The 26,062-nt window shown below is 60.2% G+C and carries 25 protein-coding genes and 4 pseudogenes; 11 read left to right on the forward strand and 18 right to left on the reverse strand.

Annotation, left to right across the window (positions count from 1 at the left end; genetic code table 11):
• Window positions 1–244 precede the first annotated feature (244 nt).
• Window positions 245–1,465 carry an enoyl-CoA hydratase-related protein gene (locus ACP2YO_RS35845; protein ID WP_426435805.1) on the reverse strand — a complete coding sequence of 407 codons (1,221 nt, stop codon included), beginning with the start codon at window positions 1,463–1,465 and terminating at the stop codon, window positions 245–247.
• Window positions 1,466–1,855: 390 nt separating this feature from the next.
• Here ACP2YO_RS35845 and ACP2YO_RS35850 point away from each other — a divergent pair, with 390 nt between their 5' ends.
• Window positions 1,856–2,791, forward strand: a complete 936-nt coding sequence (locus ACP2YO_RS35850; RefSeq protein ID WP_426435806.1) for a crotonase/enoyl-CoA hydratase family protein — start codon at window positions 1,856–1,858, stop codon at window positions 2,789–2,791.
• A gap of 206 nt (window positions 2,792–2,997) precedes the next feature.
• Here the strand turns inward: ACP2YO_RS35850 and ACP2YO_RS35855 are convergent, their stop codons facing one another.
• On the reverse strand, window positions 2,998–3,330 hold the full coding sequence (locus tag ACP2YO_RS35855) for a MarR family winged helix-turn-helix transcriptional regulator (RefSeq protein ID WP_426435807.1): 333 nt from the start codon (window positions 3,328–3,330) through the stop codon (window positions 2,998–3,000).
• Window positions 3,331–3,742: 412 nt separating this feature from the next.
• Between ACP2YO_RS35855 and ACP2YO_RS35860 the strand changes: the two genes are divergently transcribed.
• Window positions 3,743–4,669, forward strand: a complete 927-nt coding sequence (locus ACP2YO_RS35860; RefSeq protein ID WP_426435808.1) for a ketopantoate reductase family protein — start codon at window positions 3,743–3,745, stop codon at window positions 4,667–4,669.
• Between the two features lie 203 nt (window positions 4,670–4,872).
• Here ACP2YO_RS35860 and ACP2YO_RS35865 read toward each other — a convergent pair whose 3' ends face one another.
• The gene (locus ACP2YO_RS35865) at window positions 4,873–5,679 is read right to left on the reverse strand and encodes a hypothetical protein (protein WP_426435809.1); all 807 of its coding nucleotides are present in this window, start codon (window positions 5,677–5,679) and stop codon (window positions 4,873–4,875) included.
• A gap of 46 nt (window positions 5,680–5,725) precedes the next feature.
• On the opposite strand from ACP2YO_RS35865, the gene ACP2YO_RS35870 reads away from it, so the two are divergent.
• Together ACP2YO_RS35870 and ACP2YO_RS35875 are read left to right on the forward strand one after the other, a co-directional pair.
• A complete protein-coding gene (locus ACP2YO_RS35870) occupies window positions 5,726–6,217 on the forward strand; it encodes a MarR family winged helix-turn-helix transcriptional regulator (protein ID WP_426435810.1) in 492 nt (163 codons plus the stop codon).
• A 349-nt stretch (window positions 6,218–6,566) separates the two neighbouring features.
• Window positions 6,567–7,802, forward strand: a complete 1,236-nt coding sequence (locus ACP2YO_RS35875) for an ABC transporter substrate-binding protein (RefSeq protein WP_426435811.1) — start codon at window positions 6,567–6,569, stop codon at window positions 7,800–7,802.
• A gap of 138 nt (window positions 7,803–7,940) precedes the next feature.
• Here ACP2YO_RS35875 and ACP2YO_RS35880 read toward each other — a convergent pair.
• From ACP2YO_RS35880 to ACP2YO_RS35890, 3 genes and pseudogenes are all read right to left on the reverse strand, one after another.
• Window positions 7,941–8,362, reverse strand: a pseudogene (locus ACP2YO_RS35880) (NAD(P)H-dependent flavin oxidoreductase); the annotation flags it as partial.
• 171 nt (window positions 8,363–8,533) lie between these two features.
• Window positions 8,534–9,790 (reverse strand): cytochrome P450, encoded by a 1,257-nt coding sequence (locus ACP2YO_RS35885; RefSeq protein WP_426435812.1) that lies wholly within the window; start codon window positions 9,788–9,790, stop codon window positions 8,534–8,536.
• Window positions 9,790–10,503 (reverse strand): glutathione S-transferase family protein, encoded by a 714-nt coding sequence (locus ACP2YO_RS35890; RefSeq protein WP_426435813.1) that lies wholly within the window; start codon window positions 10,501–10,503, stop codon window positions 9,790–9,792. The genes ACP2YO_RS35885 and ACP2YO_RS35890 overlap by 1 nt, the downstream gene beginning before the upstream one ends.
• Window positions 10,504–10,651: 148 nt before the next feature.
• Between ACP2YO_RS35890 and ACP2YO_RS35895 the strand changes: the two genes are divergently transcribed.
• Window positions 10,652–10,780 (forward strand): hypothetical protein, encoded by a 129-nt coding sequence (locus ACP2YO_RS35895; protein ID WP_426443534.1) that lies wholly within the window; start codon window positions 10,652–10,654, stop codon window positions 10,778–10,780.
• Between the two features lie 72 nt (window positions 10,781–10,852).
• Here the strand turns inward: ACP2YO_RS35895 and ACP2YO_RS35900 are convergent.
• The 3 genes and pseudogenes from ACP2YO_RS35900 to ACP2YO_RS35910 all read right to left on the reverse strand — a co-directional run.
• Window positions 10,853–11,275, reverse strand: a pseudogene (locus ACP2YO_RS35900) (SDR family oxidoreductase); the annotation flags it as partial.
• Between the two features lie 106 nt (window positions 11,276–11,381).
• Window positions 11,382–12,299, reverse strand: a pseudogene (locus tag ACP2YO_RS35905) (aldehyde dehydrogenase family protein); the annotation flags it as partial.
• Window positions 12,298–12,843, reverse strand: a complete 546-nt coding sequence (locus ACP2YO_RS35910; protein WP_426435814.1) for an aldehyde dehydrogenase family protein — start codon at window positions 12,841–12,843, stop codon at window positions 12,298–12,300. The gene ACP2YO_RS35910 and the pseudogene ACP2YO_RS35905, both read right to left, overlap by 2 nt.
• A gap of 251 nt (window positions 12,844–13,094) precedes the next feature.
• Between ACP2YO_RS35910 and ACP2YO_RS35915 the strand changes: the two genes are divergently transcribed.
• Window positions 13,095–13,934, forward strand: coding sequence for an IclR family transcriptional regulator (locus tag ACP2YO_RS35915; protein WP_426435815.1), 840 nt, complete (start codon window positions 13,095–13,097; stop codon window positions 13,932–13,934).
• A 388-nt stretch (window positions 13,935–14,322) separates the two neighbouring features.
• On the opposite strand, the gene ACP2YO_RS35920 is transcribed toward ACP2YO_RS35915, so the two are convergent.
• The 5 genes from ACP2YO_RS35920 to ACP2YO_RS35940 form a co-directional block, all read right to left on the reverse strand.
• The gene (locus tag ACP2YO_RS35920) at window positions 14,323–15,237 is read right to left on the reverse strand and encodes an HpcH/HpaI aldolase/citrate lyase family protein (protein ID WP_426435816.1); all 915 of its coding nucleotides are present in this window, start codon (window positions 15,235–15,237) and stop codon (window positions 14,323–14,325) included.
• A 13-nt stretch (window positions 15,238–15,250) separates the two neighbouring features.
• Window positions 15,251–16,486, reverse strand: a complete 1,236-nt coding sequence (locus tag ACP2YO_RS35925) for a CaiB/BaiF CoA transferase family protein (RefSeq protein ID WP_426435817.1) — start codon at window positions 16,484–16,486, stop codon at window positions 15,251–15,253.
• Entirely contained in the window at window positions 16,483–16,965 is a 483-nt protein-coding gene (locus ACP2YO_RS35930) for a MaoC family dehydratase (protein WP_426435818.1), read from the reverse strand. Before ACP2YO_RS35930 ends, ACP2YO_RS35925 begins: the two co-directional genes overlap by 4 nt.
• Window positions 16,965–17,465, reverse strand: coding sequence for a MaoC family dehydratase (locus ACP2YO_RS35935; protein ID WP_426435819.1), 501 nt, complete (start codon window positions 17,463–17,465; stop codon window positions 16,965–16,967). Before ACP2YO_RS35935 ends, ACP2YO_RS35930 begins: the two co-directional genes overlap by 1 nt.
• 93 nt (window positions 17,466–17,558) lie before the next feature.
• Entirely contained in the window at window positions 17,559–18,425 is an 867-nt protein-coding gene (locus tag ACP2YO_RS35940) for an HpcH/HpaI aldolase/citrate lyase family protein (RefSeq protein WP_426435820.1), read from the reverse strand.
• 197 nt (window positions 18,426–18,622) lie between these two features.
• On the opposite strand from ACP2YO_RS35940, the gene ACP2YO_RS35945 reads away from it, so the two are divergent.
• The gene (locus tag ACP2YO_RS35945; RefSeq protein WP_426435821.1) at window positions 18,623–19,390 is read left to right on the forward strand and encodes an SDR family NAD(P)-dependent oxidoreductase; all 768 of its coding nucleotides are present in this window, start codon (window positions 18,623–18,625) and stop codon (window positions 19,388–19,390) included.
• Window positions 19,391–19,431: 41 nt separating this feature from the next.
• Here the strand turns inward: ACP2YO_RS35945 and ACP2YO_RS35950 are convergent, their stop codons facing one another.
• From ACP2YO_RS35950 to ACP2YO_RS35965, 4 genes are all read right to left on the reverse strand, one after another.
• Complete coding sequence (locus tag ACP2YO_RS35950; protein ID WP_426435822.1) at window positions 19,432–20,571, reverse strand: acyl-CoA dehydrogenase family protein; 1,140 nt, start codon at window positions 20,569–20,571, stop codon at window positions 19,432–19,434.
• Between the two features lie 257 nt (window positions 20,572–20,828).
• Window positions 20,829–22,127 carry an alpha/beta fold hydrolase gene (locus tag ACP2YO_RS35955; RefSeq protein WP_426435823.1) on the reverse strand — a complete coding sequence of 433 codons (1,299 nt, stop codon included), beginning with the start codon at window positions 22,125–22,127 and terminating at the stop codon, window positions 20,829–20,831.
• A gap of 343 nt (window positions 22,128–22,470) precedes the next feature.
• Window positions 22,471–22,749: a hypothetical protein gene (locus ACP2YO_RS35960; protein ID WP_426435824.1), complete on the reverse strand. Its 279-nt coding sequence runs from the start codon at window positions 22,747–22,749 to the stop codon at window positions 22,471–22,473.
• 357 nt (window positions 22,750–23,106) lie between these two features.
• Entirely contained in the window at window positions 23,107–23,688 is a 582-nt protein-coding gene (locus ACP2YO_RS35965; protein ID WP_426435825.1) for a MarR family winged helix-turn-helix transcriptional regulator, read from the reverse strand.
• Between the two features lie 59 nt (window positions 23,689–23,747).
• Between ACP2YO_RS35965 and ACP2YO_RS35970 the strand changes: the two genes are divergently transcribed.
• The 4 genes and pseudogenes from ACP2YO_RS35970 to ACP2YO_RS35985 all read left to right on the forward strand — a co-directional run bounded on the left by ACP2YO_RS35970 (window position 23,748) and on the right by ACP2YO_RS35985 (window position 26,062).
• Complete coding sequence (locus ACP2YO_RS35970) at window positions 23,748–24,548, forward strand: SDR family NAD(P)-dependent oxidoreductase (protein WP_426435826.1); 801 nt, start codon at window positions 23,748–23,750, stop codon at window positions 24,546–24,548.
• Between the two features lie 107 nt (window positions 24,549–24,655).
• Complete coding sequence (locus tag ACP2YO_RS35975) at window positions 24,656–25,402, forward strand: SDR family NAD(P)-dependent oxidoreductase (protein WP_426435827.1); 747 nt, start codon at window positions 24,656–24,658, stop codon at window positions 25,400–25,402.
• Between the two features lie 76 nt (window positions 25,403–25,478).
• Window positions 25,479–25,574: pseudogene (locus ACP2YO_RS35980) on the forward strand (SDR family oxidoreductase); the annotation flags it as partial.
• Between the two features lie 92 nt (window positions 25,575–25,666).
• Window positions 25,667–26,062, forward strand: a complete 396-nt coding sequence (locus tag ACP2YO_RS35985) for a hypothetical protein (RefSeq protein ID WP_426435828.1) — start codon at window positions 25,667–25,669, stop codon at window positions 26,060–26,062.

Here is a 26,062-nt window from a genome sequence, read left to right on the forward strand (position 1 = left end):
GTCTCCGGTGGGTGCACACCGGCAGGTCTGCGTTCAAGGTCTTCAGCAGAGCGAGCGCTTCAAGACGAGTGATGAAACTGTCCGACCATGGAAACGCGTGCTTCCTGACGCCCTCGTCCGCACTCGCCGTACTGACCGGCAGAAGGAGGATCAAGCAAATTGAAAGTGCCGTTCGAAGGGCCAGTCCTAACTTTGGTTCGCATGATCTGCTCTGCATGGTTACCTCTGCTTCCGCCCGGTCGTATCAGTTGCCGTGATAGACTGGAGGCCGGCCTTCGGCTTCCGCCGCGCGGCCTTCTAGGAAGTCCTGTGTGTGGTACAGTGCGCCATATTGCGCATCGAGCTTCGACAGAGCCATTGCCTCCGCAGGATCAATTACAAGGTGCGCCGATGCTAGCGATGTCTTGATGCCAAGGGGGCCACAAGCGGCAACCTTGTTTGCGATCTGGACCGCACGGTCGAGCGTCGCCTGCGGTGTGTCGGCGATCTCCTGCACCATGCCCATTCGGTAGGCCTCCTGAGCGCTCCAATGGTCGCCGGTCAGAATGTAGCGCATGGCATTGCCCCATCCCGCCTCGCGCACAAAGCGCACGGTCCCGCCACCGCCCGGAAAGCGGCCGTGCGTGTTCTCGTCCTGGCCAAACCTCGTGTTGGCTGCAGCAACACGGATATCGGCCGTAAGAAAGAGCTCGTGCGCCATATTCCAGGTGTCGCCGTGCACGGCTGCGATTAATGGCTTCGTCATCGCCGGCTTGCTCTTCGCAAGCGGGTCGATCATCCCATCACCGCTGAGCAGCCGTTTGCCGGAGCTCACGAGAACCTTAAATCCCTCGACATCGATGCCTTGCGAGAAATTCTCGCCATGGCCGAACAGGATTGCGGCACGGAGCGATGGATCGTGATCGTAGTCGTAATACGCCTTGGCTAGCGCCTGGAACGTCTCCGGATCGATACGGTTCTGGATATAGGACCGATTGATGCCAAACAACGCGACCTGACCCCGCCGCTCGATCGTCAGCTTCGCCTTCGGAGCAAACGCGACTTCGGCCAACGTCGTCGCCGGCGCGGCGTCGGGCTGATCGGCGGCGGCAGCGGCAACCGGTATGGTAGTTAAGGGAAGCAGAGCAGCAGCAGCCGCGGTGCTCTTCATCAAGCTGCGGCGGGAGAAATTCGGTTCTCGTTCCACGCGAATGGCTCCAAAAGGGTCACACGGACCCGTGACTAATAGGACTTCTCGCCGATGATCGGCCGCCGCGGATTCAGTTCGCGCCGGCCCGCCACCGACCGAGATCGAGATGCGTACAGGGTGTTTCCCTCTCCTGTCGGGTCTTGGGATAGCGCGACAAAGCGTGCATATGCCAACATCGATATAAGTGCATATGCTGATATCGGTCAAGCTGCGGCTATAGCGATAGCCGCAATCGGAAAGGTCGTGGCGACGCGCGAAACAGGCGATTGCAGGCAAACGCAGGCCTCGGAGCAACTGTTGGGGATCACTATCGGGTGATCACCAAGCGCTGCGCTCCGTCGCACGGGTCGCGACTCTCCGCCCCCGCTGCCACACGGACTTCGATTGCAACAGCTTGTGATTGCCGGACGAGACCAGTTGCTTCCCGCCCCTTGGCTTGCCCGAGCGTGACACTATTGCGACGGCTCGCTTCGGCCTCCGATGCCGCGTGCGGTTTGTTCGCCGTTTTTCCCGCTTCCGACTTCGCTCTCTTATTCATACCTGCCACGCCTCTCTCAGGACATGACGCTTGATAACTATTGGCATATGCATGCATTGGGCGATGTCACAGGAGCGCCGTGGGCTGACGATCAGGTCGAGCGGTGGTTGCGTTAGCAAAAGGGTCATATGGATACGTTGAGCTCCGGCCGCTTCTCCACCCGTGGCGGCATATTACAGGCCATGGCGCTCGCGGCAGCGGGAATGGCGGTCGCAAACAGTGCGTCGGCCGGCGATCAGCGACCTCCGGATCCTAGCGACGATGGCGCAACCGATGGGGTGAATCTGACGGTTACCCTGGAGCGCCACGGTCAGGTGCTGCTGATCGGCATCAACCGTCCGGCCATGCAGAACCGCCTCGACCCTGTAACCTATCAACTGTTGGGGCAGGCCTATTTCCTCTACGAGCACGATCACGATCTAAGGGCCGCAGTGCTGTTCGGTCATGGAGACCATTTTTGCAAGGGCATCGACGTGACTGCGTTCGAAACGCGGATCGCCGGGCCTAGTGCTCCGACGAGCCAGCCGGACACGATTGATCCGTTCGGAAAGACGCTGCCGCGGCTATCGAAGCCGATCGTGGCCGTCGCCCACGGCGACACTTGGAATATTGGCCACGAACTCTGTCTGGCGGCGGACATCCGCGTCGCCTCGGTCGATACTCAATTTGCTCAGATGGAGTGTACCCAAGCCCGTATGCCGGGCAGCGGCGCCACCGTCAGGTTCGTACGCGACGCCGGTTGGGGCCACGCTATGCAACATATCTTGACAGGTGATTCCTGGGGAGCGGAGGAAGCCAAGCGGATGGGTGTAATCCAGGAAGTCGCTCCCGACCAGGCTTCAGCGCTGGAACTTGGGATAGACATTGCGACCAAGATCGCGGCCTGCGCCCCGCTCTCGATCAAGACGACACTCGCATCGGCACATTTCGCAATCGACAAGGGCGAAGACAAAGCGCTTCTTGCTTTGAACGCTCAACGGTCCAGTCTTTACCGAACCCAAGATTTTCAGGAAGGCTTGCGTTCGCACGCTGAAGGTCGGACGCCGATTTATGAAGGCCGCTAAAACGGTGATGCATCGCGGATACCTGATGAGCCAATGCAGGATCTGTCCTTGAAGCGCCCCATCGAACCGCAGTCCTCCTTCTGAAACGTAGATCCTTCATGAAAAAGCCGTCACCTCGCCGCAGCGACAGGCGCTTTTGGTGCTGATCTGCACCTACGTTTTGCCACCGAGCGGGCGATCCTGAAGATTGGGCGAAGGGTTGTGCTCTAGGTGGTCGTTCGGGAGCGCGGCTTGCGCGATCGCTTGCCAACGGCGCTTGGGGTCTCTTCGAAGTCGATAGATGCGACGAGCGCCAGGGTTTCGCGTAGGACTGCCGCCCTGTCAGCTCCGAACGCCTGCTCGAATTGATCTTGCGCTGTTTGCCACAGCTTGGTGGATTCCCGGAGCTTGGCTTCCCCCCGCTTGGTGAGCCGGATAGTCCGGCTCCGTTTGTCAGCAGCGCCGACGTAGATCGCGACGAATCCATCTCTCTCTAAGGGTTTTAAGTTGTGTGCCAGCGCGGAGCGGTCGAGAACCAAAGCGACGGCGAGTTCGCCCACGCTCGGGGCACCGGCCCTTGCGATATGGATGAGAATGGAACGTTGCGTTGAACGCAGTCCACACGGCGCTAGGGCTACGTCGTAGAGTTGAGAAACGCGCCGCGTCGCCTTGCGCAAGGCGGTGCTATTGCAGCGCCCTAGGTCAGCGATTTGGAGCCGTGCCCCCTCCCCTACGGGCACGATCCCCGTTGGTCTCTTTCCCGGTCGCATCGGCCTCGGCACGGAGCCCCCATTTAGTGATTGCATATGCACATAGTTGAGATAAGTGCATATGCCAGTTTTTAGCTCGGCACAGAGGACAGGGCAAGGCCCGCTTGAGCCTTTGTCGGCTGCATCACTCGGACGAGAAGATTTCTGCACCTGGCCGCAATTGGCCCCCGCAACGGCCTACCAATCTGGAAGGAAAACAACCATGCGCATTCTAGTCGTCGGCGCAGGCTCGATCGGCGGATATTTCGGGGGACGGCTTGCTCAGGCGGGACGCGATGTGACGTTCCTTGTTCGTCCGGCGCGCGCCGAGTTTCTTAGACAGAATGGGCTTCAGATCATCAGCCCCGATGGCGACGTCACGTTGACGCCGAAGCTCGTGACGGCAGAGACGCTGTCGGCTCAGTTTGATGTCGTTCTGCTCACGGCGAAGGGCTTCTCGCTCGACGCCGCGCTCACCGACCTCGCGCCGGCTGTCGGTCCCAAGACGATGATCTTGCCTGTCCAGAATGGGATGCGGCACGTCGACCTGCCGGCGGAGCGCTTTGGCCGCGAAGTTTTGGTAGGATGCGTGTGCAAAGTTGCGACGATCCTAGACGATCAAGGCCGGATCGTTCAGCTGACCAACTTGCAGGATCTTGCCTATGGCGAGATGGACCGCAGAGCTTCAGCCCGGATCGCCGAACTCGACGCAATCATGCGCAACGCTGGCTTCGACGCCCGTCTGTCCGCCGATATCGAGCTCGAGATGTGGGAAAAATGGGTCCTGCTCGCGACCGTGGGCGGCGCCCCCTGCCTGATGCGAGGCAATCTCGGCGAGATCGAGGCCGCCGGAGGCGGCTCGGACATCACACTTCGCTTCCTTGATGAAACAGTCACGGTTGTCAGCGCGGTGGGCCGCACTCCGAGCGAGCCATTCGTCACAGCCGCCAAGGCGCAACTTGTGCAGAAGGGTTCGACCCAAACCTCGTCCATGTTCCGGGATCTTCAGAAGGGAAGACCGGTAGAAGTCGATCAAATTATTGGCGACCTGGTGGCCCGAGCGCGTCGAGCGGGAGTCGACACCCCGCTTCTTGATGCCGTGCTCACACATCTCTCCGTCTACCAGAACCGACAGTTATCCCAGCCATGAGCGAGGAAATGCTTACCGGCCTCGGAATAACGTCGAGCCGGCGGTCCGGAAATTCGACCGGTGGCAGATTCCGGCGCGCTGGCGACCGCGAAGGCCGTCGCGGGCCGCGCGAAAGTTGACCATTTCGCCCGGCGAGCATGCGCTAGAACCGGTGAGATGTGGCTGTGATGTGGCGGGGCAGCCCCGCCACACCGAAGCAATCGTTACTTGGCGAACCCGACGCTGCTGCCGGGATGCGATTGGATCGTGGTTTTTGGAGCCGAAACCGGCATCAGGATGATCGGATGGTCTCTTTCGAGTGCTTCCACGAAAGGCCCGCCGTTATGGGGGTCTCGGCTGACGCCTTTCAGCATGTCCGGGTTAGGTTCAATGAACATCACGTGCGGGCCGACAACGTAGGGGCTCTTGCCGGGCGGCGACTTCGTGTGTGAGGGATCGGCCTGGTCTGCCGCCCAACCGCCCTGGAGCATGTAGGCCAGGCCGACGCGGTCGATCTTCGCCTGCCGGCCCTCCATGCCCGCGTGCATCCATTCCATCCAGACGTCGTCCATGCACATCGGATCGTTCGCCGGGGTGTCGGGTCGATCAGGCATGCACGTCCAGCCATTGGTGCCCTTGCGCAGAATGGGCATCTCGCCGCCCATCTTCGTCGGCCAGTCAACGACGGTGGAGGCTTTCGAAATGCCGTCGGGTCCGGCGCTCTCGGCATTGGCGATCAAGGCTGCCAGGCTGGGGCGGCCGGAGGGTTCCTGCACCGCGAGCGCGGGCGCCATCCCAGCAAGAATCGCAAGGGATGTGGCACCGATGGCGCCGGCGGCGATCAGTTTGGCTCGGTTTGTCAGGGTTCGCATTCTGGCTCCTGGCGGTGATTCTGGTTTAATAATAGGCCCAGCGCGCTCGGCCTTGCCGCTCGCCTCACCAATCGGTCCAATGATCGAACCGACCCGAAATGATCCGGCGAGAAGCGCATTATCTGCATATGCTATCATTTCGGTGCACAACAACTGCATGTGCTGATAACTTCCGTCAAGAACTGAACACGAAGAGGTGAGTGAGATGGCAGGCGGGAAAGATCAGGTCGCGAGACCCGGCAATGGCAAGGGGTGCAGTTGCACCACATTGCGCAAAGCCACACGCCGCATCTCGCAGCTCTACGACACGGCTCTTGCCCCGAGCGGCCTGAAGACGACGCAGCACGCGATCCTCGCTCAGATCGGACGGTCGGAGCCGACCACGGTTGGCGAACTCGCGGGGGCGCTGGTGATGGACTCCGGCGCGCTCGCCCACACACTAAAGCCGCTGGAGCGCGACAGTCTCGTCGAGGTCGCAGTCGACCCGGGCGATCGGCGAAATCGGCTGATAACGCTGACCCGGCGCGGCCGGGCGAAGCTCGCCGAAACCGATGTCTTGTGGGCGAAGGCTCAGCGGGGCTTCGAGGCCGCCTTGGGCCGCGCCGAGTCCAAGGCGCTGCGTGAGGTGCTGCATTTCCTGATCTCGGACGACTTCGCCGCAGCGTTTGGGAACGCCCAACGTGCGTCAGTCCGCTGAACCCGGCGGTGGTTCGCGCCTGTCAACCCGATAGTGGAGAGGTCCGGAGCATCGAAGGGCCACTGCTTCGACAGCGGTCAGATACGAAAATTGAGAACAAACTGCAAAGCACCAGGAAAGCAGGCGCAACGCCGGACGTGTGCATTATGAGGATATCTGACGGTCGAGCACCTAAAGCGTCATAGCAATCCGTTTCAGGGGGCAGGAATATCACATATGTGTTCTTGCTGGTAACAGAGCTAACTTCCTTGCCAAGGGCATCCGCGCCGCGCAACTTTGTCAGCATCGTCACCTCGAGACAAAAAACGAAAATCGTCACCCCGAGACAACAAACGACAAGGGAGGAGACATGCTGTGCAAGTCGCTTATGATTGCTTGCGTGGCGTTGGGCTGGGCTACAGCCTGCTGGACCACGGAAACGCTCGCCCAAAAGAAATATGATCCCGGAGCAAATGATAGCGAAATCAGAGTAGGCAACATCATGCCCTACAGTGGGCCCGCGTCATCCTACGCTCTGATCGGTCGGACGCAGCGAGCCTATTTCGACAAAATCAACGACGAGGGCGGTATTAATGGCCGAAAGATCGTTTTTCAATCGTATGACGATGCCTACAGCCCTCCGAAAGCAGTTGAGCAGGCACGGAAACTCGTTGAGAACGATGAAGTACTGCTCATTTTCTCGCCCTTGGGCACCGCATCCAATCTAGCGATACAAAAGTATCTGAATGCCAAGAAGGTCCCTCAACTCTTCGTTGCCACCGGCGCCACGCGGTGGGGCGATCCAAAGCACTTTCCGTGGACAATGGGCTTTCAACCGAACTACCAGAGTGAAGGCCGCATCTACGCGAAACACATTCTCCAGCACCACCCAACCGCTAAGATCGCCACGTTGTGGCAGAACGACGACTCCGGCCGAGATCAGGTCAAGGGGTTGCGGGATGGACTGGGCGACAAAGCCGGGATGATAGTTGCTGACGCGTCTTTTGAGGTGTCTGAGCCCAGCATCGACTCACAAATCGCCAGGTTGAAAGATTCCGGCGCCGATATTTTCGTCTACTGGGGTATACAAAAGGCTGCTGCACAAGCGATCCGTAAGATTGCCGAACTGCGCTGGAAGCCTGTATTTTACCTGAGCAGCACATCGAATTCGATCGGGAGCGTTCTTCAACCGGCCGGCTTTGAGAACTCAATTGGGATCATCTCGGCCGGTTACTTGAAGGATCCAACAGATCCCGAAATGAAAGCCCTCCCCGACGTCCAGCAATATTACGCCTTCATGGACAAATATGCGCCGCAGATAGACAGATCTAACAGTACAGTGGTTTACGGATACGTTTCGGCGGGGTTGATGGCCGAGGTTCTGCGGCGATGCGGTGACGATCTTACCCGCGAGAACGTTATGAAACAGGCGAGCAATCTCAGGGCAGTCAAGATCGGAATGCTTTTGGATGGCATCACCGTCAACACCGCCCTTGACGATTACTGTCCGATCGAACAGATGCGGTTGAAAAAGTTCGACGGCCAAAAGTGGAAGTTGATGGATGAACTGATCGATGACGCGATCGGAAATACAAAGGGAGATTAAACTTTGACTTGCTGCCAACTCCTGCGTGAGCCTTTCAGCTGCATATGCGTCGCTCATTTCTCGAGTTGGGCGAAACTGCGGCGATCCCGTCCCCGGAGAACAATCGAGCTCTAGGCGGACAATTTGCTGACATACTTGATCGACGCTTACCGCGTCACAGCCGATCTGCTCGGCCTTCAGCGAATGACGGACAGAGGTGCACTTGTGGATCACCTTGATCCCATTTTCCCGGAGTTCCGGTAGCCACTTGGCCGGATCGTTGCCGGCGGTCTCGACGATCTTCACGCCGCCGTCGATAATCGCCCTCACGTAGCCAGGATAATCCGGCGGCTTGACCGCCGGCAGGAAAGTCAGATTGACACCGAACGGCTTGTCGGTCTGTTCACGGCAGCGCGCGATCTCTTTTCTCAGGTTCTCGGGCGTGCAGTCAGGCCTGTAATGATTCCCAACCCGCCGGCATTCGACACAGCGGCCGCCATCTCAGCATAGCCCACCATGTGCATACCACCTTGAAGAATGGGATGCTCAATACCGAAAAGCTCGGTGATACGGGTCGCGATTGTCACGGGCCTAGTCCTTGCGTCGTTAGTCGCTGGGTTACGCGCTCATCAATAGGCACGTCAGATGTCGGTACTATCGGATCCAACCGGGAGTGGCCCACATCCGGCGGCCCAGTTGGTCGCGCGCGGCAGCAGATCACTCGTGGCTCCTTATGCGCGAAGGCGAAGTCTTCACGCGCGGTATACGGGCGTGAACTCGACCGGCATGTCAATAATAGCGTTGAACCAGATCGAGCGCAGGAACCGAGGCTTCCCCACGGGTCGGATATCCGGAATCTGGGCCACCAGTTCTTTCAGGAGTAGCCTGAGTTGCGTCCGGGCGAGCCGGGCACCGATGCAGACATGTGGGCCGGTGCCGAAGGACAAGTGTTTGGCAGCGTTCTCTCGCGTGATGTCGAACCGATCGGGATCGACGAACACCTCGGGATCCCGGTTCGCCGCAGCATATGACAAGTAGATCTTTTCACCTGCCGTGATCGGTTGCTCGCCGACCGTGGTGTTGGCGGTCGCCGTGCGGCGGAACTGAATCACTGGCGGCGCAAAGCGCAGAACCTCCTCGATGGCATTTGGCAGATACTTGTCGGGATCGCTGCGCAGAAGGGCATACTGGTCTGGATGTTCATTCATCAGTCGCACGAAATGTGCGGCCGTCCCGCGGGTCGTCTCATGCCCGGCGATTGACATGGTCACGAAGAACGTAGCAATTTGCTCCTCGGTGAGCTTGTCGCCATCCACCTCTCCATTGACGTACGCGCTCATCATCGAATGGTCGGGCTTGCGCCGCTTCTCCTGAGCAAGCTTCGCCGAAAAAGCGAACAATTGGGGCAGAGGATTCTCTCCAACGGGTTTCTCGGACTCCACGTCCGCCGCGGCATTGCCCAGTCGGAAGATTTGCTCACGGTCCTCTTCCGCGATGCCCATCAATGTGCAGAAAGTGTAGACGGGCAGCCGTGAAGCCACATCAAAAACGAACTCGCAAGACCCTCGGGAAGCGACAGCGTCTACGATCTCCCGCGCTGCGCGGGCGACATCAGGCTCGAATGCGGCCAACGCTTGGTTCGCAAAGGGCAGCAGAACGAGGCGCTTGACCTTGGCGTGGAGCTCCGGCCGCATACCCATCAGCCCCCCCTGCTGATGGGCCAAGCGCACCGGATCTACAAAATCCCAGATGATAGGACCGCCCGTATGGGACGAGAACAATGACTGGTCGCGCGAGACGTCGAAGACATCTCGATATTTCGTCAGAACCCAGAAACCCTCGCGCATGGCCGCGCCTGGCAAGACAACGCGGTAGGCAGCCGGATCCGGGGCCGGATTCCAATGGACAGGATCCATGCGTCGCCAAGCCGCGAAGAGATCATAGGGCGAACCGCACCGGCCAGGGATGAGATCAGCGTCGGCAAGATTGGTGTCGAGGGCAGTTGACATCAGGCGGCTAACTCCGGGCTGGTTTTCGGTGCAATCGCGTCGACCCGGGCGAGCCAGGGCCGAACGTTGCGGGTGCGATCGAGAGCGGCGCGGCCCTCCTCGGCATAGAGCAGCGCATCGACCTGCGCGATGACCGCGAGGTCTGCAGACGAGACACGGTCACCCACCAACCACTCGCGGCCCTCCAGCAGGCTGTCGAGCGACTTGAAGTGCCGGTCGGCGTCCGCCACCACCTGCTCGCGCGGCTTGCGACCCAGGCCCTGCGCGCGAGTCAACGCGCCCACCCCCTCGAGGATTCGGGTCTTGAGCTGATCGCGCGGAATTCCTGGCATGCCTCGTGCGAATTCATCGAGCGCCGCCTCCAGATTGTGTGGCCATGCCAGCCGCATTGTCATTTCGTAAAAGTACAGGCTCTCGTCAGCCCAATCCTCGATGACATGTGCCATCGCACGCTCGCGCGGATCTGTAGGCAATAATGGGCGCTCGAGAAAGGTGCGGTCGAGATATTCGAGGATATCTGTGGAATCCAGCACGGTCTGTCCGTCATGCTCCAGCGCAGGAAATTTTCCGCTGCCGCTGACATGGCTGTACTTGCCACCGGCCACCGCAGCGCGGTCTACCTCGTGGACGTCGAAGGCAAGCCCTTTGTAGTTGAGCGCGCGGCGAACCTTCTCCGTGAAAGGTGAAGTGGCAAACTGGTAGAGCGTGATCATCTCGATCCCCGTTCGTTAATCTCAGCGAGCACAGCGGCCAGAACCTTTTTGACGTCATACCGTTCTGCCCCGTCGACCCAGGGTGCCTGGGCCGCGAAGGCGGCCGCCACTTCCCGGCTCCGGGCTTCTGCAGCTGGGAGGAGACCGGATGAGTTACGATGAGGAAATCACTGCGGATGACGCCATCCACGGCGGCGACGGCCACAGCAGACGCCGGCATGCCGCGACGGACGATGGCCTCACCGATGGCCAATTGAGCTGGATCAGACTGGGGTAGCCGGCTGTGGCGGCGTGAAAGGTGGATCTCCGTCGCGACGAGCCCCGGGCAGAGGACGCTCATCTTCAACGTTGGCGGCAACTCGGCGCGGAGCACCTCCGCCAGTCCCAGCACTGCGTGCTTGCTGGCGGTGTACAAGCCGGCGCCGGGGTGCTGCAGGCCGAGGGCGTGTTCCGAGGCTGTGATGCAAAAACGCCCCGGACGCCCCGCGGCGATCATTCGACTGGCGAAGGTCGTGACCGTGCTCCACGCCCCGCGGACATTCACTCCGAAGACCCAGTCGAATTCCTCAGGTATGGCCGCGACGAGTGGCCCGGAGAGGCTCACTCCGGCATTGGCGAAAACCATGTCCACAGGCCCAAGGTCGCGCTCAGCAGCTTCTGCCAGAGCTTCAACAGACTTGTGGTCGGCGACATCGCACTGACCGGATACGACTGCTTTGCCAAGCTCGGCGGCGACCGCGCGCGCGCGCTCTCCATCGATATCGGCGATCATGACCGTCACGCCGCGGGCCAGGAGTTCCTTGGCCAAAGCGCGACCATGCCAGAAGCGCCGCCCGTGACGACCGCTCGGGTCCCCTTCAGCTCCATCTCGCCACACCTCAAAGCTTGATCGTCACGCACTTGAGTTGCGTATAGTGATGAAGGGCTTCGATGCCCTTCTCACGGCCATACCCGCTCTTCTTGAAACCGCCGAGCGGCGTCTCAACACCGCCGGCCTGATACTCGTTCACGTAGATCTGACCAGCGTCGATGGCCGCGGCGACGCGATGGGCTCGCGAGAGATTCTGGGTCCATATCCCGGCGGCGAGGCCATACTCGGTGTCGTTGGCGATCCGGATGGCCTCCGCTTCATCATCGAACGGAATCACCGACAGTACCGGCCCGAAGATCTCCTCGCGAGCCAGACGCATGTCGTTGCGAACGTGGGCGTAGATAGTAAGCGGCACAAACCACCCCTCTCCCCACGCGGGATCCGCGACGAGTTCGCCTCCCACAACCGCACGGGCACCCTCCCCCCGAGCAACGTCGAACCAAGTCTTCACGCGCTCGTATTGCGCCTTGGTAGTCAAGGGTCCCACCATGGCATCGGCTTGTGGACCGACCTTCAGCGCCTTGACCGCCGCGACCAGGCCCTCGACCACTTGATCGCGCACCGAGCGCTCGACCAGCAGCCGAGTGCCCGCCAGACAGACCTGTCCGGCCTTGACCACGAAGGCCCGCACGGCTCCGGGAATGGCCAAGCTGAGGTCGGCGTCCTCAAAGATGATGTTGGGGGACTTGCCGCCGAGTTCGAGAGTGAGTGGAATGATCCGATCGGCCGCGACGCGCCCGATCTCGCGGCCGGCCCGAACGCTACGGGTGAAGGCGACCTTGCGCACCAGAGGATTTGAGACGATAGCCGCGCCGCATTCCGATCCAGCGCCCAGCACGACATTCAAGATACCCGGCGGCAAGCCGCACTCCGCGGCCAGGCGGCCTAGCTCGGCGCTGGTGCCAGAGGTAAACTCCGAGGGCTTAAGTACGACAGCATTTCCCGCGGCAAGCGCCGGTGCAACGGCCCGAGCCGCCTGGTTGAGGGGGGGCGTTCCAAGGGGTGATCACCCCCACGACTCCAAAGGGTTCACGCGAGGTGTAGCAATGGTAACTGGCGCCGAGGTCGATCTTCTCGCCCTGGAAGAGATTGACGAGCCCGCCGTAGAACTCGAAGTACTGCGCCGCCATCTCAATCTCGGCGGGCGCCTGCCAAGCCGGCTTGCCGGTTTCCAAGCGCTCGATCTCTGAAAGGTGCGCAGATTTTTCTCGGATCTTTTGGGCGATCGCTAGTAGAATCCGGCCGCGCTCAATGGGCCGACGGGCGCGCCAGTTTGCCGCCGCTACTGCGGCGGCGCGCACCGCAGCCTCAACGTCAGCGCTCGCTCCCGCCGCCACTGCCGCAGCTTGCGCACCTGTCCTCGGATCGAATGACGGCAGATACTGGCCGGAAGCAGGTGGCAAGACCTTGCCGTCGATGAAATGGTCCCACTGATGTCGTCCCATCCGTTTCCGCCCCTCGATACTCATTGGCGGCAAGTATTCCCCCGCATGGCCAACGTATGGAAGGGGGCCAGGACAGTGATTACGATTGTGATGGTGGCTTGCGGACCTACGAACCGGACGCGCGCTTTGATGTTTGGTGGGAAAAGCGCTCGTAACAGTAAGGCTCTCCTAACGGTCGCCCTGGCAGCGCCGTAACCAATCCATTACATATGTAATTGAAACAGCAGGAAGCCGAGTGGTAATGTCGCAAAACACAGATGCAATGGGAGGACGTCATGGCAGCATCGACGCCACGGAAGATCAAGTCTGCCGAGCGGACGCTCGCCCTTTTTGAGCTGTTTTCGCGCGAGCAGCAACCCTTCACAGTGGGCCGCATAGCCAAGGGGTTGGGTATTCCACAGCCCAGCGTCAGCATGTTGCTGCGGAATCTTGTGTCACTTGGCTACCTGGAATACGACGCCCATAATCGGACCTTCACACCGAGCATCCGGGTGGCTTTGCTCGGCAGCTGGATAGACCGCCGATTTGGCGATGCCGGCGCGATTGGCGCACACCTTAACGAACTTCATCGCAAAGTCGGGTTCACCGCCTTCATCGGCATCCAGAACGGTGCTGAAGCGCAATACGTTCTGGCACAAGGCTCTGATGAGCCCGATCGGCTCCACGTCTCCTCAGGCATGTATCGGTCCCTCACCTGTTCAGCGATGGGTCGCGCGTTTCTCAGCCTGTTGCCCCACGCCGAGGTTCGGTCGTGGGTCCGTCGCTGCAACGCCGAGGCGACCGAGGAACGCTTGCGCGTCCGGGAAGATGATTTCATCGCGATGATGCATAGGGCGCGGACCTTGGGCTACGCAGAGACGAACGGCGATTCCGTACCGACGCAGAGCGCATTCGCCGTCGCTATCGCCTCACCGATGGGCGGCACACCTCTTGCGGTGGGAGTCGGCGGTCCGACCGCGAAGATTCACTCCAAAAAGGACGCCGTATTATCCGCGTTGAACGAGTTCGCCAGCAGGTTCGGGCGACCGCCGGTCGCGGCCACCGCGACACGATCACCACATCGGCGGGCGGTTAGGGCCAAAAGCGCCACCCCCCGCCTGGCGTCGGCCGCGTGAACGATCGGCAAACTCAAAGCCCGAAGAGCTCGGCCTTCTCTCGTGTGTTCCTGACCATTCCAGGATATCACCCCGTCGATCATCACCCCGTCGACCTGGACGGCGCCGAGCCCCTTGGCTTCGCTCTCGCGATAGGCTGCCTCAAGCCGGCGAGCGCGGGCGATATCCTTTGCGGTCGGCGAAACAATTCTAGTGCTGGGGCGAATTGCGACTGGATGGCCCACGTCCCGACCATACCGAGCGAGCGGGCACGCGCCGCCTCAATGAAGTAGCCTGCTTCATCCTTAAAGTGCTCATTGCCGACGTGTCATTCGAAGTTTCTGACCTGACCGTGGATTCCCAAGTCGCACGGAGCACGAAAGGCCAGTCGCGTGAACGAATGGCAGTCCTAAAGCCCGAAGAGCTCCGCCTTCTCTAGTGTGTTCCTGACCATGCGCAGGATCACCACGTCAATCATGACACCATCGACCTGCACCGCGCCGAGGCCCTTGGCCTCACCTTCGCGGTAGGCTGCCTCGAGCCGGCGGGCGCGGGCGATGTCCTTTGCGCTCGGCGAAAATACGTCAAGTGCGGGGGCAATCTGAGATGGATGGATGGCCCACTTCCCGACCATACCGAGCGAGCGGGCACGCGCCGCCTCAATGCGGTAGCCTGCTTCATCCTTAAAGTTTCCGAATGGGCCATCCACAGCGTCGAGGCCGAGGGCGCGGGCCGCCATGGCGATGCGGAAGCGCGCGTAGTGGAAGATGTCGCCGGGATAGGTGCCTGCCGAGCCGCCGATGTCGCGGGTATCGATGCCCTGGGACGCAGAATAATCCCCCATGCCGAAGATGAGACATTCCATTCGGTCCGTGCAGCCCGCGATCTCTTCGACGTTCTGCAACGCCTGGACCTCCTCAATCAGGACCTCAAGGCCGATCCGGCGCTCGAGCTTCAGTTTCTTCTCAAGTTGGCCCAGCATACGGTCCAAGAACAGCACGTCCGCGGCCGTGTAAGGCTTGGTCAGCATTATCGTGTCGAGGTTGGCACCGGCCTGCTCGACAATCGAGATGATGTCGTCATGGCACCATTCGGTCGTGATGTCGTTGATCCGAACACAGCGGACCTTGCGGCCCCAGTCGAGATTATTGAGGGCCCAGCCAATCTTCTGGCGGGCTTCGATCTTTGCGCTGGGTGCGACGGCGTCCTCCAGGTCACAAAAGACGTGATCGGCGGCTGACTCGACAGCCTTCTGAAGCATCTTCTCGCTGCTACCGGGTACGGAGAGTTGCGAGCGGCGGGCGCGGCGGGGACGGTTCGACATCGATGGATCCTCTTCAGTAATCGTGAGCAATCGCCGTTCGGGCGTCGACGAGCGCCTGAACGGCTTCGTCAGACAGGCCGGCGCGGCGCAACTGGGTTCGGGTCTGCTCGCCGAGGAGCGGCGCGCGGCTGCGAACCGCGCCTGGCGTCACAGTCATCTTGATCGGCACGCCGGCAACCCGGAGCGGAACGGAGCCTGGTTGCTCGACCTCGACGATCATCTTACGTGCGGCGAAATGCGGATCGGCGTCAATCTCGGCAATGTTCAGCACCGGCCCGAACGGGATCTTGCCGCCAAGCCGAGCCATGAGTTCAGCCTTGGTGAATCGTTGCGTGAATTCGCCGAGTTCTTGATTGAGCTCTTTGCGGTGAGTCCTGCGGGATCGCTCGTCGCAGAATCGGGAGTCCTGCAGAACCGCCTCCGCATCGATCGCTCGGCAGAGCACCGCGAAGAACTGCTGTTGGTGTGCCGCGATGGTTATGAAGCCGTCGCTTGCCGGAAACATGCCGAAAGGAGTGAGGAACGGATGGTGGTTGCCCTCCGGCCCCGGGATTGCGCGATCTATTGAATGTTGCCAGACCGGTCGTTCGCAGACCGACAATATAGCGTCTACCATGGACACATCGACGAACTGGCCCAAGCCGGTACGCCGCGCGTTGTGAATGGCGGCGAGAACTCCAAACGCCAGCATCATGCCCGGGACGACATCGCCGACGCCGGGGCCTACCTTGGTCGGGGTGTGCGCATCCGGCCCAGTGATCGCCATGATACCGCCCATTGCCTGAGCGACGACGTCGTAAGCGGGCCACGCAGAGTAAGGAGATGCGCCGGTCCTCTCATCGCCGAAGCCGCGGAGCGCGCCATAGACGAGGCGTGGGTTGACTTCCTTCAGCACTTCATAGCCGAGCCCGAACCGCTCCATGACGCCGGCGCGGAAGTTCTCCACCACGGCATCTGCGCCGCGAACAAGTGCAAGAAAGGCAGCACGGCCCTCCGGCGCCTTTAGGTCAAGGCTGACGCTCTGCTTGTTGCGATTGACGCTCTGGAAATAGCCATTGAGGGCTCGCACTTGGTCATCGGGACGGAACGACCCGCCACGACGGGTCATGTCACCCTCGATCGGCTCGACCTTGATGACCTCCGCTCCGTGATCAGCCAGCAGCATGGAGCCGAACGGCCCGGCGAGCATCTGCGTCAGATCGATAATCCGCAGATCCGAAAGAGATCCGAAAGCACTCGTCTCGCTCACTGGTCCGCCCAATGGCTCTTGCGCTTGAGGAGAACCTTGCGGTCGATTTGGGCGACCTGCTCGTCACGCTGATTGTAACCGTAATGGCGAAAGATCACGATGCCTGCATCCTCCTGCTCGGAGTCTTGCGTCTCAAGAACTTCGCTGCAGGCATATAGCGTGTCCCCGTGCCCCACCGGCTTGGTCAGGCGAATGCCGTCGAGGCCGACCTCCGCCAAGGCGTTCTCGCAGCAATCCTGGGAGGCCAGTCCCAGAACCAAGGAGAAGTTCACGCCTCCGTAGGAGACTACTCCACCGACCGGAGATCCCTGCATCAGGTGCTCGTTGAAATGTCCGGCGGCAGTGTTCATCACCAGGTTGGTGATCAGGACGTTCTCGAGCGGCGTGACGGTCTTGCCGCGGGCATGCCGGATCACCGTCCCCACCTTGAAGTCCTCGAAGTAATTATTCTTGCCGGTCAGCTTGGCGAGTTCACCCATCACGCAGCCTCCACCTTGGGGTTGCGCAAGCGCACTAGATTGGATCGCCGGAATCCAACCACACGCTTGCCGGCCTCGTCGAAGCCCTCCGTGAGCCAGCTCACGATGCCGCTTCCGGGCCTGCTGTCGGATCGACGGGTTTCAGTGGTGGTGGTGCGGGCGACAATCGTGCTCCCGGGATACACGGAACGGTCGTAGGTCAGCTCGAACACGCCGAGAAACGGCCCGCCGATCTCGCTACAGTCTTCGACGCTCAGGCCAAGCACCACGTTGAAGACCAGTTGCGGATTGACGACGATGTCCGGATGCCCGTGCGCCTTCGCGTAGGCGCGATTGAAATAGAGCGGATTGAAGGACAACGTCAGAGTCGAAAACAACACGGTATCCGCCTCGAAGATCGTGCGACCCCAATGGTGATCGAACGTCTGCCCGACATGAAAATCTTCGAAGAGTCTCCCCTTCGGCCAAAGCGTCGCACGCTCTCTCGGATCGTTTGCCATAAATTTCTCCTCTCCACTCTTGTCCGATGTTGAGGATGGTCCTGCAATCTCGACATTGGCTTGACCGCAAGTCATTACATACGAAATGGCACGCTAGACGGTCGCCGCGGCGACTATGGTATCGGTGATGGCAAGAACCTGCCGCGCCTGGTCGAGATGCAGGCGCTCCACCATGCGACCTTCCACTCGGAGCACACCTTGTCCGGTTGCCTCCGGGGCGGCGAAGGCGGCAACGACGACGCGAGCCCACGCCACCTCCTCCTGACTTGGTGCGAACGCAGAGTTGGCGGTTGCGACTTGCGAAGGATGGATCAGCGTCTTGCCGTCGAAGCCAAGCTCCACACCCTGCTGGCACTGGCGGCGGAAGCCGGCCTCGTCCTCAATTGCGTTGAAGACGCCATCAAGAACAATAAGACGATGTGCACGGGCGGCCGCGACGGTGAGGCTGAGCGGTGCGAGCAGTGGCGTGCGCGTCACATCAGGCCGACAGCGCATCTCTTTCGCAAGATCGTTGGTTCCCGATACCAGTGCTGCCAGCCGCGTCTGGCGTGCCGTAGCTGCGATCTCTTCCAGGTGGAACAGCGCCCGACATGTTTCGACCATGACCCAAAGCTTGGTGCGTCCGGACAGCGCCGCATCGTATGCCATGACATCGGCAGCTGCCGACACCTTGGGCGCCAAGACCGCATCCGGGCAGATTTCCGCGACGGCGACCAGATCGTCCCGACCCCAAGGAGTGTCGAAACCGTTGATACGCACAACCAGCTCGCGACGTCCGAAGCCGCCCGCCTTCAACGCGGCAACAGCTTGGCCGCGGGCGGTGACCTTCATGTCCGGGTCCACGGCGTCCTCAAGATCGAGGATCACCACGTCGCAGGGCAGGCTTCTCGCCTTCTCGATTGCCCGAACGTTTGCAGCCGGCATGTAGAGTGCGCTGCGACGGGCGCGCAAGGTATCCATGTTTTTCTCTCCAAGACGAAGCGAAAGGAAGGCCGAACGATGATGGGGAAAGCAACCGCGCTTTATCTCAACGCGATCGATATTACAGACGGAATGATTGTCTGGTCTCCGGAGTTGCAGGCGGATGCCTGTGTATAGTCCCGGTCGGCGCCCTTCCGGCGCCTCGTGTACGCCATTCGAGGCAAGTGGGAACGCAGATGCCAAACATTCACGAAACAAGTCTCCAAGGTCGGGTCGCCATCGTCACCGGTTCTGGTCAGAACATCGGCGCAGCGATCGCCCGACGACTGGCAGAGGCCGGTGCGGCCGTGGTGGTCAACGGCCACAGCTCCCAGAAACACATCGATCGCACTGTCGGCGAGATTCAGGACTCGGGAGGAAAGGCCATCGGGATCCTGGCCGATGTATCGGATCCAAAGGATGTCGCGCGCCTGGTGCAGGAAGCGACGTCCGCTCTTGGCCCCGTCGACATCGCAATTTCGAACGTTGGCCGGCGACTGCACAAGCCGTTCGAGACCATCACGGTCGAAGACTGGGACTGGGCAATCCGCACCAATCTTTCATCCTGCTTTTACCTCGCACACGAGGTGGTACCGTCGATGAGAGCTCGTGGCTGGGGTCGGGTGATCCACGTCTCGGGATACGATGGCTTCACCGGGCATCTGGTAAATCGCGCCTACAACATTGCCGCCAAGGCCGGCATGCACGGATTTTCCAAGGCGCTGGCTCACGAGCTCGCACCCTTCGGCATTACCGCCAACACCGTCGTGCCTGGCGCAATCGACACAGAGCGCGACTGGAGCCAGTACCCGAACGCGACCCGTGACGACGTGGCAAAGAGGATCCCGGTCCGTCGTTGGGGACATGTCGACGACCTCGCCTATGCCTGTCTCTACCTTTGCACGACGGGCAGTTTCGTCAATGGTCAGGCCCTCCACTTGAATGGCGGCGAGTTCACATTCTGAGGCGGGTCGTCGGCAAGCTGAGGCGGATCGTCGGCAAGTTGTTATGAACGCGTCGGTTTGCCCAGCATCACCTCGGAGATGATCCGCTGCTGAATCTCCGACGTGCCCTCGAAGATTTTTGTAAGCCGCGCATCGCGCCAGTATCGCTCGATCGGATGAAGAGTCGTGTAGCCTGCGCCGCCGAGAACCTGTAGCGCCTCGCTGGTGGCCCGCTCCGCCATCTCCGCTGCGAAGTATTTCACCATTGAGGTTTCCTTGCGCGCGGGCCGACCTGCATCAATCTCGGTGCAGGTGAAGTACATGAGCTGCCGAGCCGCCTCGATTTCGGTCGCCATAGTCGCAAGCTTGAAGCGAATCGCCTGGAAGTCGGAGATTGGACGCCCGAACTGCTCGCGCTCCTTGGCATATCCAGTCGCATGATCAAGCGCTGCCTGCGCCAATCCGATCGAACGCGCTGCGGTATGCGCCCTGGCGAGTTCAAGGCCGTGAGCTGTAGCCTGGAACGCTCGACCTATATTCGCCGGCTCCGTAGACCGCGCCGGGCAGCGGACCCCGTCGAAATGCAGTTCCCAGGTCTTCCAGCCAAAATAGCCGATCTTCGGGATTGGAGATCCCGTCACTCCTTTCGGCAGTTCCCCCGCGGGCTTCTCGACAACAACCGAGACCGTGCCCGAACGACCATCAGGCGCTGATGGATCATGGATGCGACACAGCACGTTGATGAAGTCCGCACCGTCGGCGAATGTGCACCAATACTTGTTGCCGGTGATGACCCATTCATCGCCTTCGCGCCGGGCGAGGCACGCCACATTCGACAGGTCTGACCCTGTCTGCGGTTCTGACAGCGCCGCGGCGCCCAGGTAGCGTCCACGCGCCATAGCTTCGATCTTTGCGCGACGGGTTTCGCCTTCCGCTCCGATTGCGCGATAGAAGCTGTTGCCTCGGGCAATGATGCTGGCGACACTCATCCAGCCTCGGGCCAACTCTTCAGCGACCATGCAGTATTCGAAGGCACCGAGTCCCAGGCCGCCGTACTCTTCCGGAATCAAGATGCCGAAAAAGCCGAGGTCTCCCATCTTGTGGATGAGCTCACGCGGGATGACGCCCCTTTCCGGGTCAAGCCGGTTGGCGAGCGGGGTCACCTCCTCCCGGGTAAAGTTCCGGGCCAGCTCCTGCATCATCAGGCGCTCTTCGGTGAAGTAGGATCTGTCTTGGGCCAACTCGTCTCACTCCATCCGGCCTCGCGCGCGGAGCTGCGCATCGGTAGGCGCTCTCACCGGATGGGCCGGTCATCGCGAGAGCGAGATGGCTACCGCCGTAAAGCGGAATAGGTCGCATCATGGCGCGAACGTGCGACCAATCCGAAAGTGAGGCAACGCCTCAATACAGGCGAGGCTTCGAAATTACAGATGAGATCGCCGCCAGCACGTTCCGAGGGCTAAGCTGGCGTTTGGATAGCAGATGGCGAGCCGGCACCGTGCCAAGCCGCTCGGACCGCATCAAGCACAGGCAACAGATATTCCAGGAAAGCATCGGGATTTTCGGACATCGGGAAGTGACCGACGTTTTGCATAGCTTGCCAGGTCGAGCCGGGAACCGCCTGGTGAGCGGCTTGGCCATGCTCAAGCGTACTGCTGCAGTCATATTCGCCTGTAAGGATATGAACCGGTGTGCGGCGCGTGTCGATCTTGCGAGCCTCTTCGCGCAAATCGTAGTCGACCACATAGTAGTAGAGATCGCCGCGGAAGCCAGGAGGCCACCCGGAGGCGTAAACTGCGCTCGTCTCCTTCCGAAACGCCTCGGGCGAGGTAGGACTCATCAGGCCGTTCATCAACCGCGCCTTGTATTCATTGCTGACCTGGGGATGCCAAAGCTCCTCAAGTGCGCTCCAGGGCGTATCGATCTTCAACCCGCCTTCCAGCGAAATCACTGCCGCAAACTGATCGGAATGGTGACGTGCGAGGTCTAGCGCGAGCATGCCACCCACCGAGCATCCCATAAAGACAGAGCGTTCACAACCGAGCGCTTTGGCCAAACTGATCGGCACAGCTCGCAGAAACTCCTTTGTGAGAAGGTATTCTTCCGACCACCACTTGGGCCCGACCGGGGGCAGCGATTTGCCGTGAAATGGCAGATCATACGCAACCAGCCGAAAATGGTCGGTGATCTCCCAACGTTCGAACAGATGGCGCCATTGCGAACCGTGGCAGCCAGCAGTGTGCTGAAGCAGAAGCGGAATTCCTGATCCGCCCTCTTCGAAATAAATGCGGTAATCTTGGCCCAGTAGATCGAGATGGATGTAGCGGCCGATGGGGCTGTCAAATTGCCCAGGGTTTCGCGGTGGTTCACGCGCGGGACCACTGACGTCCCGCGGTCGCAGGAGCTCTATGGCACGCATCACGGCCGGATAGTACTGAGCAAAAACCACAGCGTCTGCCTGCCTCGTGATCTGCCCCATGCCGATCAAAGGTGAAATGTCATTGTAGAACCGCTTTGGCTGCGCTGCGAGCAGCTCGACCCAGACGCCATCCGGGGCATCGAGCGCAATTACACCTGGCGCACCCGCATCTGGCACGCCGGCGCGCAGCTGTCCATCGACGAGTCCAAATCCAATGACGCCGCTAGAGCTCGACAACCGCAAGCCACCCGTCCAATGACGCGCCGCCAAACGAAACTCGCCGTCGGCGGCACACATGCCGAACAGTTGGTCTAGAGTAAACCTGTCGTTCCCAAGCATTTCCCAAACCCCATCCAATAAAATTCGATAGCCCTATCCCGCCCCAGCGCCGAAATCCATCCCGAATGGCGCGCTATCCCGAATACGATGTTAGTCAGCATCGGATGACAGGTTCATTGAAGGACGGACGTGGCTGAGTCAGTGCCTGTCTAATCTAAGCCAAGCCGAGCCCTACCGTACGACCCACCGCAGACGATGCACGCCGCAACCGACGAAGGCAAATACATCTGTAATGCTTGAGCCACGCGGCCCCCCGAACGTGTTGGTGCCATCGGGTCGACAGCTCACTCTCTGCACAACACGGAGGGGAGCCTTGGGAAAATTGATCACCGAATCCAGTCGTTCAATCAATCGGCTGACAGCATGATGCAACCAGATGGGTCTCATTGGGCCTGTCCGGCCTTGCCTTTGCCAGTGGCAGGTAGATGTCAGCCACAGTCGAGGCGTTGGTGAGGTGAACGTCGTTTTGCTCCAGCACTAAAATGGATTTGGCGCCGTCGTCAGCTTTCCAAGCGGCAAGCTTGGGAAACTTTTTGTTAACAGCGACCTGCATCCGCTCGGTGCGCAGCTTGTCGATGTTGTTAAGCGCGCGGGCGATGTGGTGTGTTCCCATCTGCCCCACGCACGAGCTCAACGAAGTATTCTTTTTCAAGCAACGCGCTACCAGACGCATTGAACCGGATCTTTCCGCGCGGCGCATCGAAACTCACCGTACGCAATGCGGCAGTGAACTGCGACGCGTCCTCCGGAATCTTTGCGAGTGAGCAATCGAACGGGAACGCAGCCGGCCCCTTATGTTCGCCGACAATGGAAGAGCGAATCTTGTGCGTTGTTTTTTCGATCTTGGGTTAGACCGGTGTTTGGCGTTCGGGGACCTTGGGCCAAACACCCTCTGAAGGTTCTACAGCTGCGCTCGCTTGAGGCGTAGACGTCTCGCAAGGCGCAGTTTCCGCAAAGTAGCTGGCTGCGCAACGCTCGCTTATAGGGAGCGGCTCGCTTTGTATGCATCGAGAAATTCTTTCGAAGAAACCCGATCCGCTAGCGCACGCAGCATGCCGGCAGACTTTGAACCTAGAACGGTCTCGACCCGACCGTTCGCCGCCGCCCAGAGCAGCCGCCCCTCACGAAGGCGCTTTCGACCCGTTTTGGTCAGCACGGCATGCTTGGTCCGTTTGTCGTGCTCGTCGCCGCGTAGCTGCACGAGATCATCCCGCACGAGCGGGCGGAGTGCATAGGTAAGGGCAGAAATGGAAATAGCCATTTCTTCTGCCAGGGCTTGAAGCGTTGAGCCCTTCTGACCGCCCCATTTGTCGATCTGCCGCAGCAATGCGACCTGGGTTGCCTTGAGTTCCGTCGACGACAGGGCCTCGTCGTAAAGATTGCCTAATTGGCGCGCAGCCCGCCGCAGTGCCGCGTGCGTACACGCGAGATCCTCCAATGCGTCGACCGCGGCTTGGCCCTGATCGGAACCCGAATCATCTTTTCTTGCCATGTTCATCAAATAGTTGAGCACTGTAGCATTGAAAAGAGCCCCTTGAGTGTTTATCGTTTGAGCACTCAATTGTCTGCGCCCGGTGATCGCGCAAATACTTGAGTACTCAATTAATTGGGAGATTCACAGTGTCAGACCCAAATTCGCATAAGGTTGCCGTTGTTACCGGCGCGTCGTCGGGCATCGGTTCCGTCTACGCCGATCGGCTCGCCAAACGTGGATATGACCTAATCCTCGTGGCGCGTCGTGCCGATCGCCTTCAGGCGCTGGCCGAGAAAATTACTGCCGTTCATGGTCGCAAGGTTGATGTGCTCGCAGCCGACCTTCAGAAGGAGGAAGACCTCGTCCGCGTCGAGGCGGTGCTCTCCTCGAATCCACACATTCGGGTGCTGGTGAACAATGCGGGCATGGCTCGCCTTGGATCCGTGGCAACGGCGCCGGTCAATGACTCCCTCACGCAGATCGCGCTCAACATTACAGCTTTGACCCGGCTTACGCACGCGGTTCTCCCGGGCCTCATCGCAAGAAATCAGGGCGTGATCGTCAACATCGCGTCCGCCCTCGGCATCCAATCGCTACCGATTAGCTCGGTCTATAGCGGTACGAAGGCATACGTATTGAGTTTCAGCCGTGGTCTGCAGGCCGAACTGGCGCAAACGAAGGTGAAGGTTCAGATTGTTCTGCCCGCCGCCACCGCGACCGATATCTGGGACAGCGCCGGACTACCGCTCTCCTCGCTAGATGTGAACAAGGTCATGAGTGCGGAGAACCTCGTGGACTCCGCACTTGCCGGCTACGCCAAGGGCGAGATCATCACCTGGCCATCCGTCGGGGACGAGAAGCTTTGGGAAAAATTTGACGCTGCTCGGGCTGAACTATTCGATGCCTCCCAGACCGGAAAGCCCGCCGCTCGTTACGCGGTGGCGTAAGCACGAAGAAGTCAAACGAGTCGAACTAGATTGCAGTCTGCACCTGCGGACTGTCATTCACACACCAAAGGTGTTGGGACCAAGAAAACCGAGCTGGAACTGGACATATGAGACTTGATGGAAAGATCGCCGTCATCACAGGCGGAAATTCTGGTATTGGACTGGCGACAGCCAAAACCTTTGTTGCCGAGGGCGCCCGAGTGTACATCACGGGGCGTCGCCAGACCGAACTAGATGCTGCTGTGGCAACACTCGGTCGCAATGCCGTCGCCGTAAACGGCGATGTCTCGAAACCGGCGGATCTTGATCGGCTCTATAGCTTGGTGCGCGAGGAAGTGGGGCATATCGACATCGTGTTTGCTAACGCCGGAATTGCCCGAGTGGCGGCACTTCCCAAGGTGACGGAGGATCATGTCGACGCGCTCCTCGACATCAATTTCAAGGGCGTGATCTGGACTGTGCAGAAAGCACTTCCGTTGATGGGCCGCGGCGGCTCCATCATCCTGAACGCTTCGATCGTCGCGAGCAAAGGTTGGGGAGACTGGAGCATCTACAGCGCAACAAAGGCGGCAGTTCGATCGTTCGCACGCACGTGGTCATCCGACCTCAAGGGGCGGGACATTCGCATCAACGCCGTTAGCCCCGGGATCATCGCAACGCCTGGCCATGACAACACCGGCGTTCCAAGCTCGGACGTGGAAGAGTTCTTCGCTTATGCGGCGACAATCACGCCGCTCGGCCGCGTTGGAAGGGATGACGAGGTTGCAAAGCTCGTTACGTTTCTTGCGTCGGACGAAAGCAGCTTCGTAACTGGAAGCGAATTTTTCGTCGACGGTGGAATAGCACAGATTTGACGGACACCAAAAGGCTGAAACGACGAGCGTCTCACATCTATCAGAGCTAGAAAAGGGATTATCATGAGTTCAGCGCGATGTAACCGGCGCCGTCGTCTATCTGGCGAGCGATGCTTCGGGATTGGTGACCGGTTCTTCGGTGGTGATCGACGGCGGTTGGACGGCAGATTGAAGACATCTTGCGAGGCATGCGCCATGATTGCCGTCCGTCGGAAGTATTTTTTGAGCTGAACTAACCAAACGTATTCACGTGGGAGTCTCACTATGCCTTACCTTCGACTTGACCTTCCGGGGCGGTATCCCGGCGAAACCAAACGGCGGCTCGCGGCGCAGCTTTGCGAGGCCTATGCCGAAATCATGCAAACTCAGCGTTGGCGCCCCAATGTTGGCATTGCGGAACTCGGGGAGGACAACCTCTTCCACCTCGGTCCCGACGGTCTCGAACCGGTCGCGATGGTGATGGTCGAGTTTCGACGCGGTCGTCCGGATGAGGCTCGTCTGGCGCTGGGCCGTCGGATCGTCGACCTCTGCGCTTCAGCGCTCGATATCCCGCCCAAGATGGTTCTTGTGGAGTTCACGCCACATCCCGGCACCGAGATCCTTCGCGACGGAGACTGGGCGTCGGACTGGACACCATCTGAGGCGGCCGCGCGGCCATAG

Origin of the sequence: Bradyrhizobium genosp. P (assembly GCF_049949265.1) — a bacterium.
Classification (GTDB): domain Bacteria; phylum Pseudomonadota; class Alphaproteobacteria; order Rhizobiales; family Xanthobacteraceae; genus Bradyrhizobium.

Bases quoted from the DNA above. Each gene is read 5' to 3' on its own strand.
- ACP2YO_RS35850 (WP_426435806.1), top strand. From the start codon at position 1,856: ATGGATACGTTGAGCTCCGGCCGCTTCTCCACCCGTGGCGGCATATTA.
- ACP2YO_RS35860 (WP_426435808.1), top strand. From the start codon at position 3,743: ATGCGCATTCTAGTCGTCGGCGCAGGCTCGATCGGCGGATATTTCGGG.
- ACP2YO_RS35865 (WP_426435809.1), bottom strand. From the start codon at position 5,679: ATGCAGTTGTTGTGCACCGAAATGATAGCATATGCAGATAATGCGCTT.
- ACP2YO_RS35870 (WP_426435810.1), top strand. From the start codon at position 5,726: ATGGCAGGCGGGAAAGATCAGGTCGCGAGACCCGGCAATGGCAAGGGG.
- ACP2YO_RS35875 (WP_426435811.1), top strand. From the start codon at position 6,567: ATGCTGTGCAAGTCGCTTATGATTGCTTGCGTGGCGTTGGGCTGGGCT.
- ACP2YO_RS35885 (WP_426435812.1), bottom strand. From the start codon at position 9,790: ATGTCAACTGCCCTCGACACCAATCTTGCCGACGCTGATCTCATCCCT.
- ACP2YO_RS35890 (WP_426435813.1), bottom strand. From the start codon at position 10,503: ATGATCACGCTCTACCAGTTTGCCACTTCACCTTTCACGGAGAAGGTT.
- ACP2YO_RS35895 (WP_426443534.1), top strand. From the start codon at position 10,652: ATGAGTTACGATGAGGAAATCACTGCGGATGACGCCATCCACGGCGGC.
- ACP2YO_RS35910 (WP_426435814.1), bottom strand. From the start codon at position 12,843: ATGAGTATCGAGGGGCGGAAACGGATGGGACGACATCAGTGGGACCAT.
- ACP2YO_RS35915 (WP_426435815.1), top strand. From the start codon at position 13,095: ATGGCAGCATCGACGCCACGGAAGATCAAGTCTGCCGAGCGGACGCTC.
- ACP2YO_RS35920 (WP_426435816.1), bottom strand. From the start codon at position 15,237: ATGTCGAACCGTCCCCGCCGCGCCCGCCGCTCGCAACTCTCCGTACCC.
- ACP2YO_RS35930 (WP_426435818.1), bottom strand. From the start codon at position 16,965: ATGGGTGAACTCGCCAAGCTGACCGGCAAGAATAATTACTTCGAGGAC.
- ACP2YO_RS35935 (WP_426435819.1), bottom strand. From the start codon at position 17,465: ATGGCAAACGATCCGAGAGAGCGTGCGACGCTTTGGCCGAAGGGGAGA.
- ACP2YO_RS35940 (WP_426435820.1), bottom strand. From the start codon at position 18,425: ATGGATACCTTGCGCGCCCGTCGCAGCGCACTCTACATGCCGGCTGCA.
- ACP2YO_RS35945 (WP_426435821.1), top strand. From the start codon at position 18,623: ATGCCAAACATTCACGAAACAAGTCTCCAAGGTCGGGTCGCCATCGTC.
- ACP2YO_RS35950 (WP_426435822.1), bottom strand. From the start codon at position 20,571: ATGATGCAGGAGCTGGCCCGGAACTTTACCCGGGAGGAGGTGACCCCG.
- ACP2YO_RS35955 (WP_426435823.1), bottom strand. From the start codon at position 22,127: ATGCTTGGGAACGACAGGTTTACTCTAGACCAACTGTTCGGCATGTGT.
- ACP2YO_RS35975 (WP_426435827.1), top strand. From the start codon at position 24,656: ATGAGACTTGATGGAAAGATCGCCGTCATCACAGGCGGAAATTCTGGT.
- ACP2YO_RS35985 (WP_426435828.1), top strand. From the start codon at position 25,667: ATGCCTTACCTTCGACTTGACCTTCCGGGGCGGTATCCCGGCGAAACC.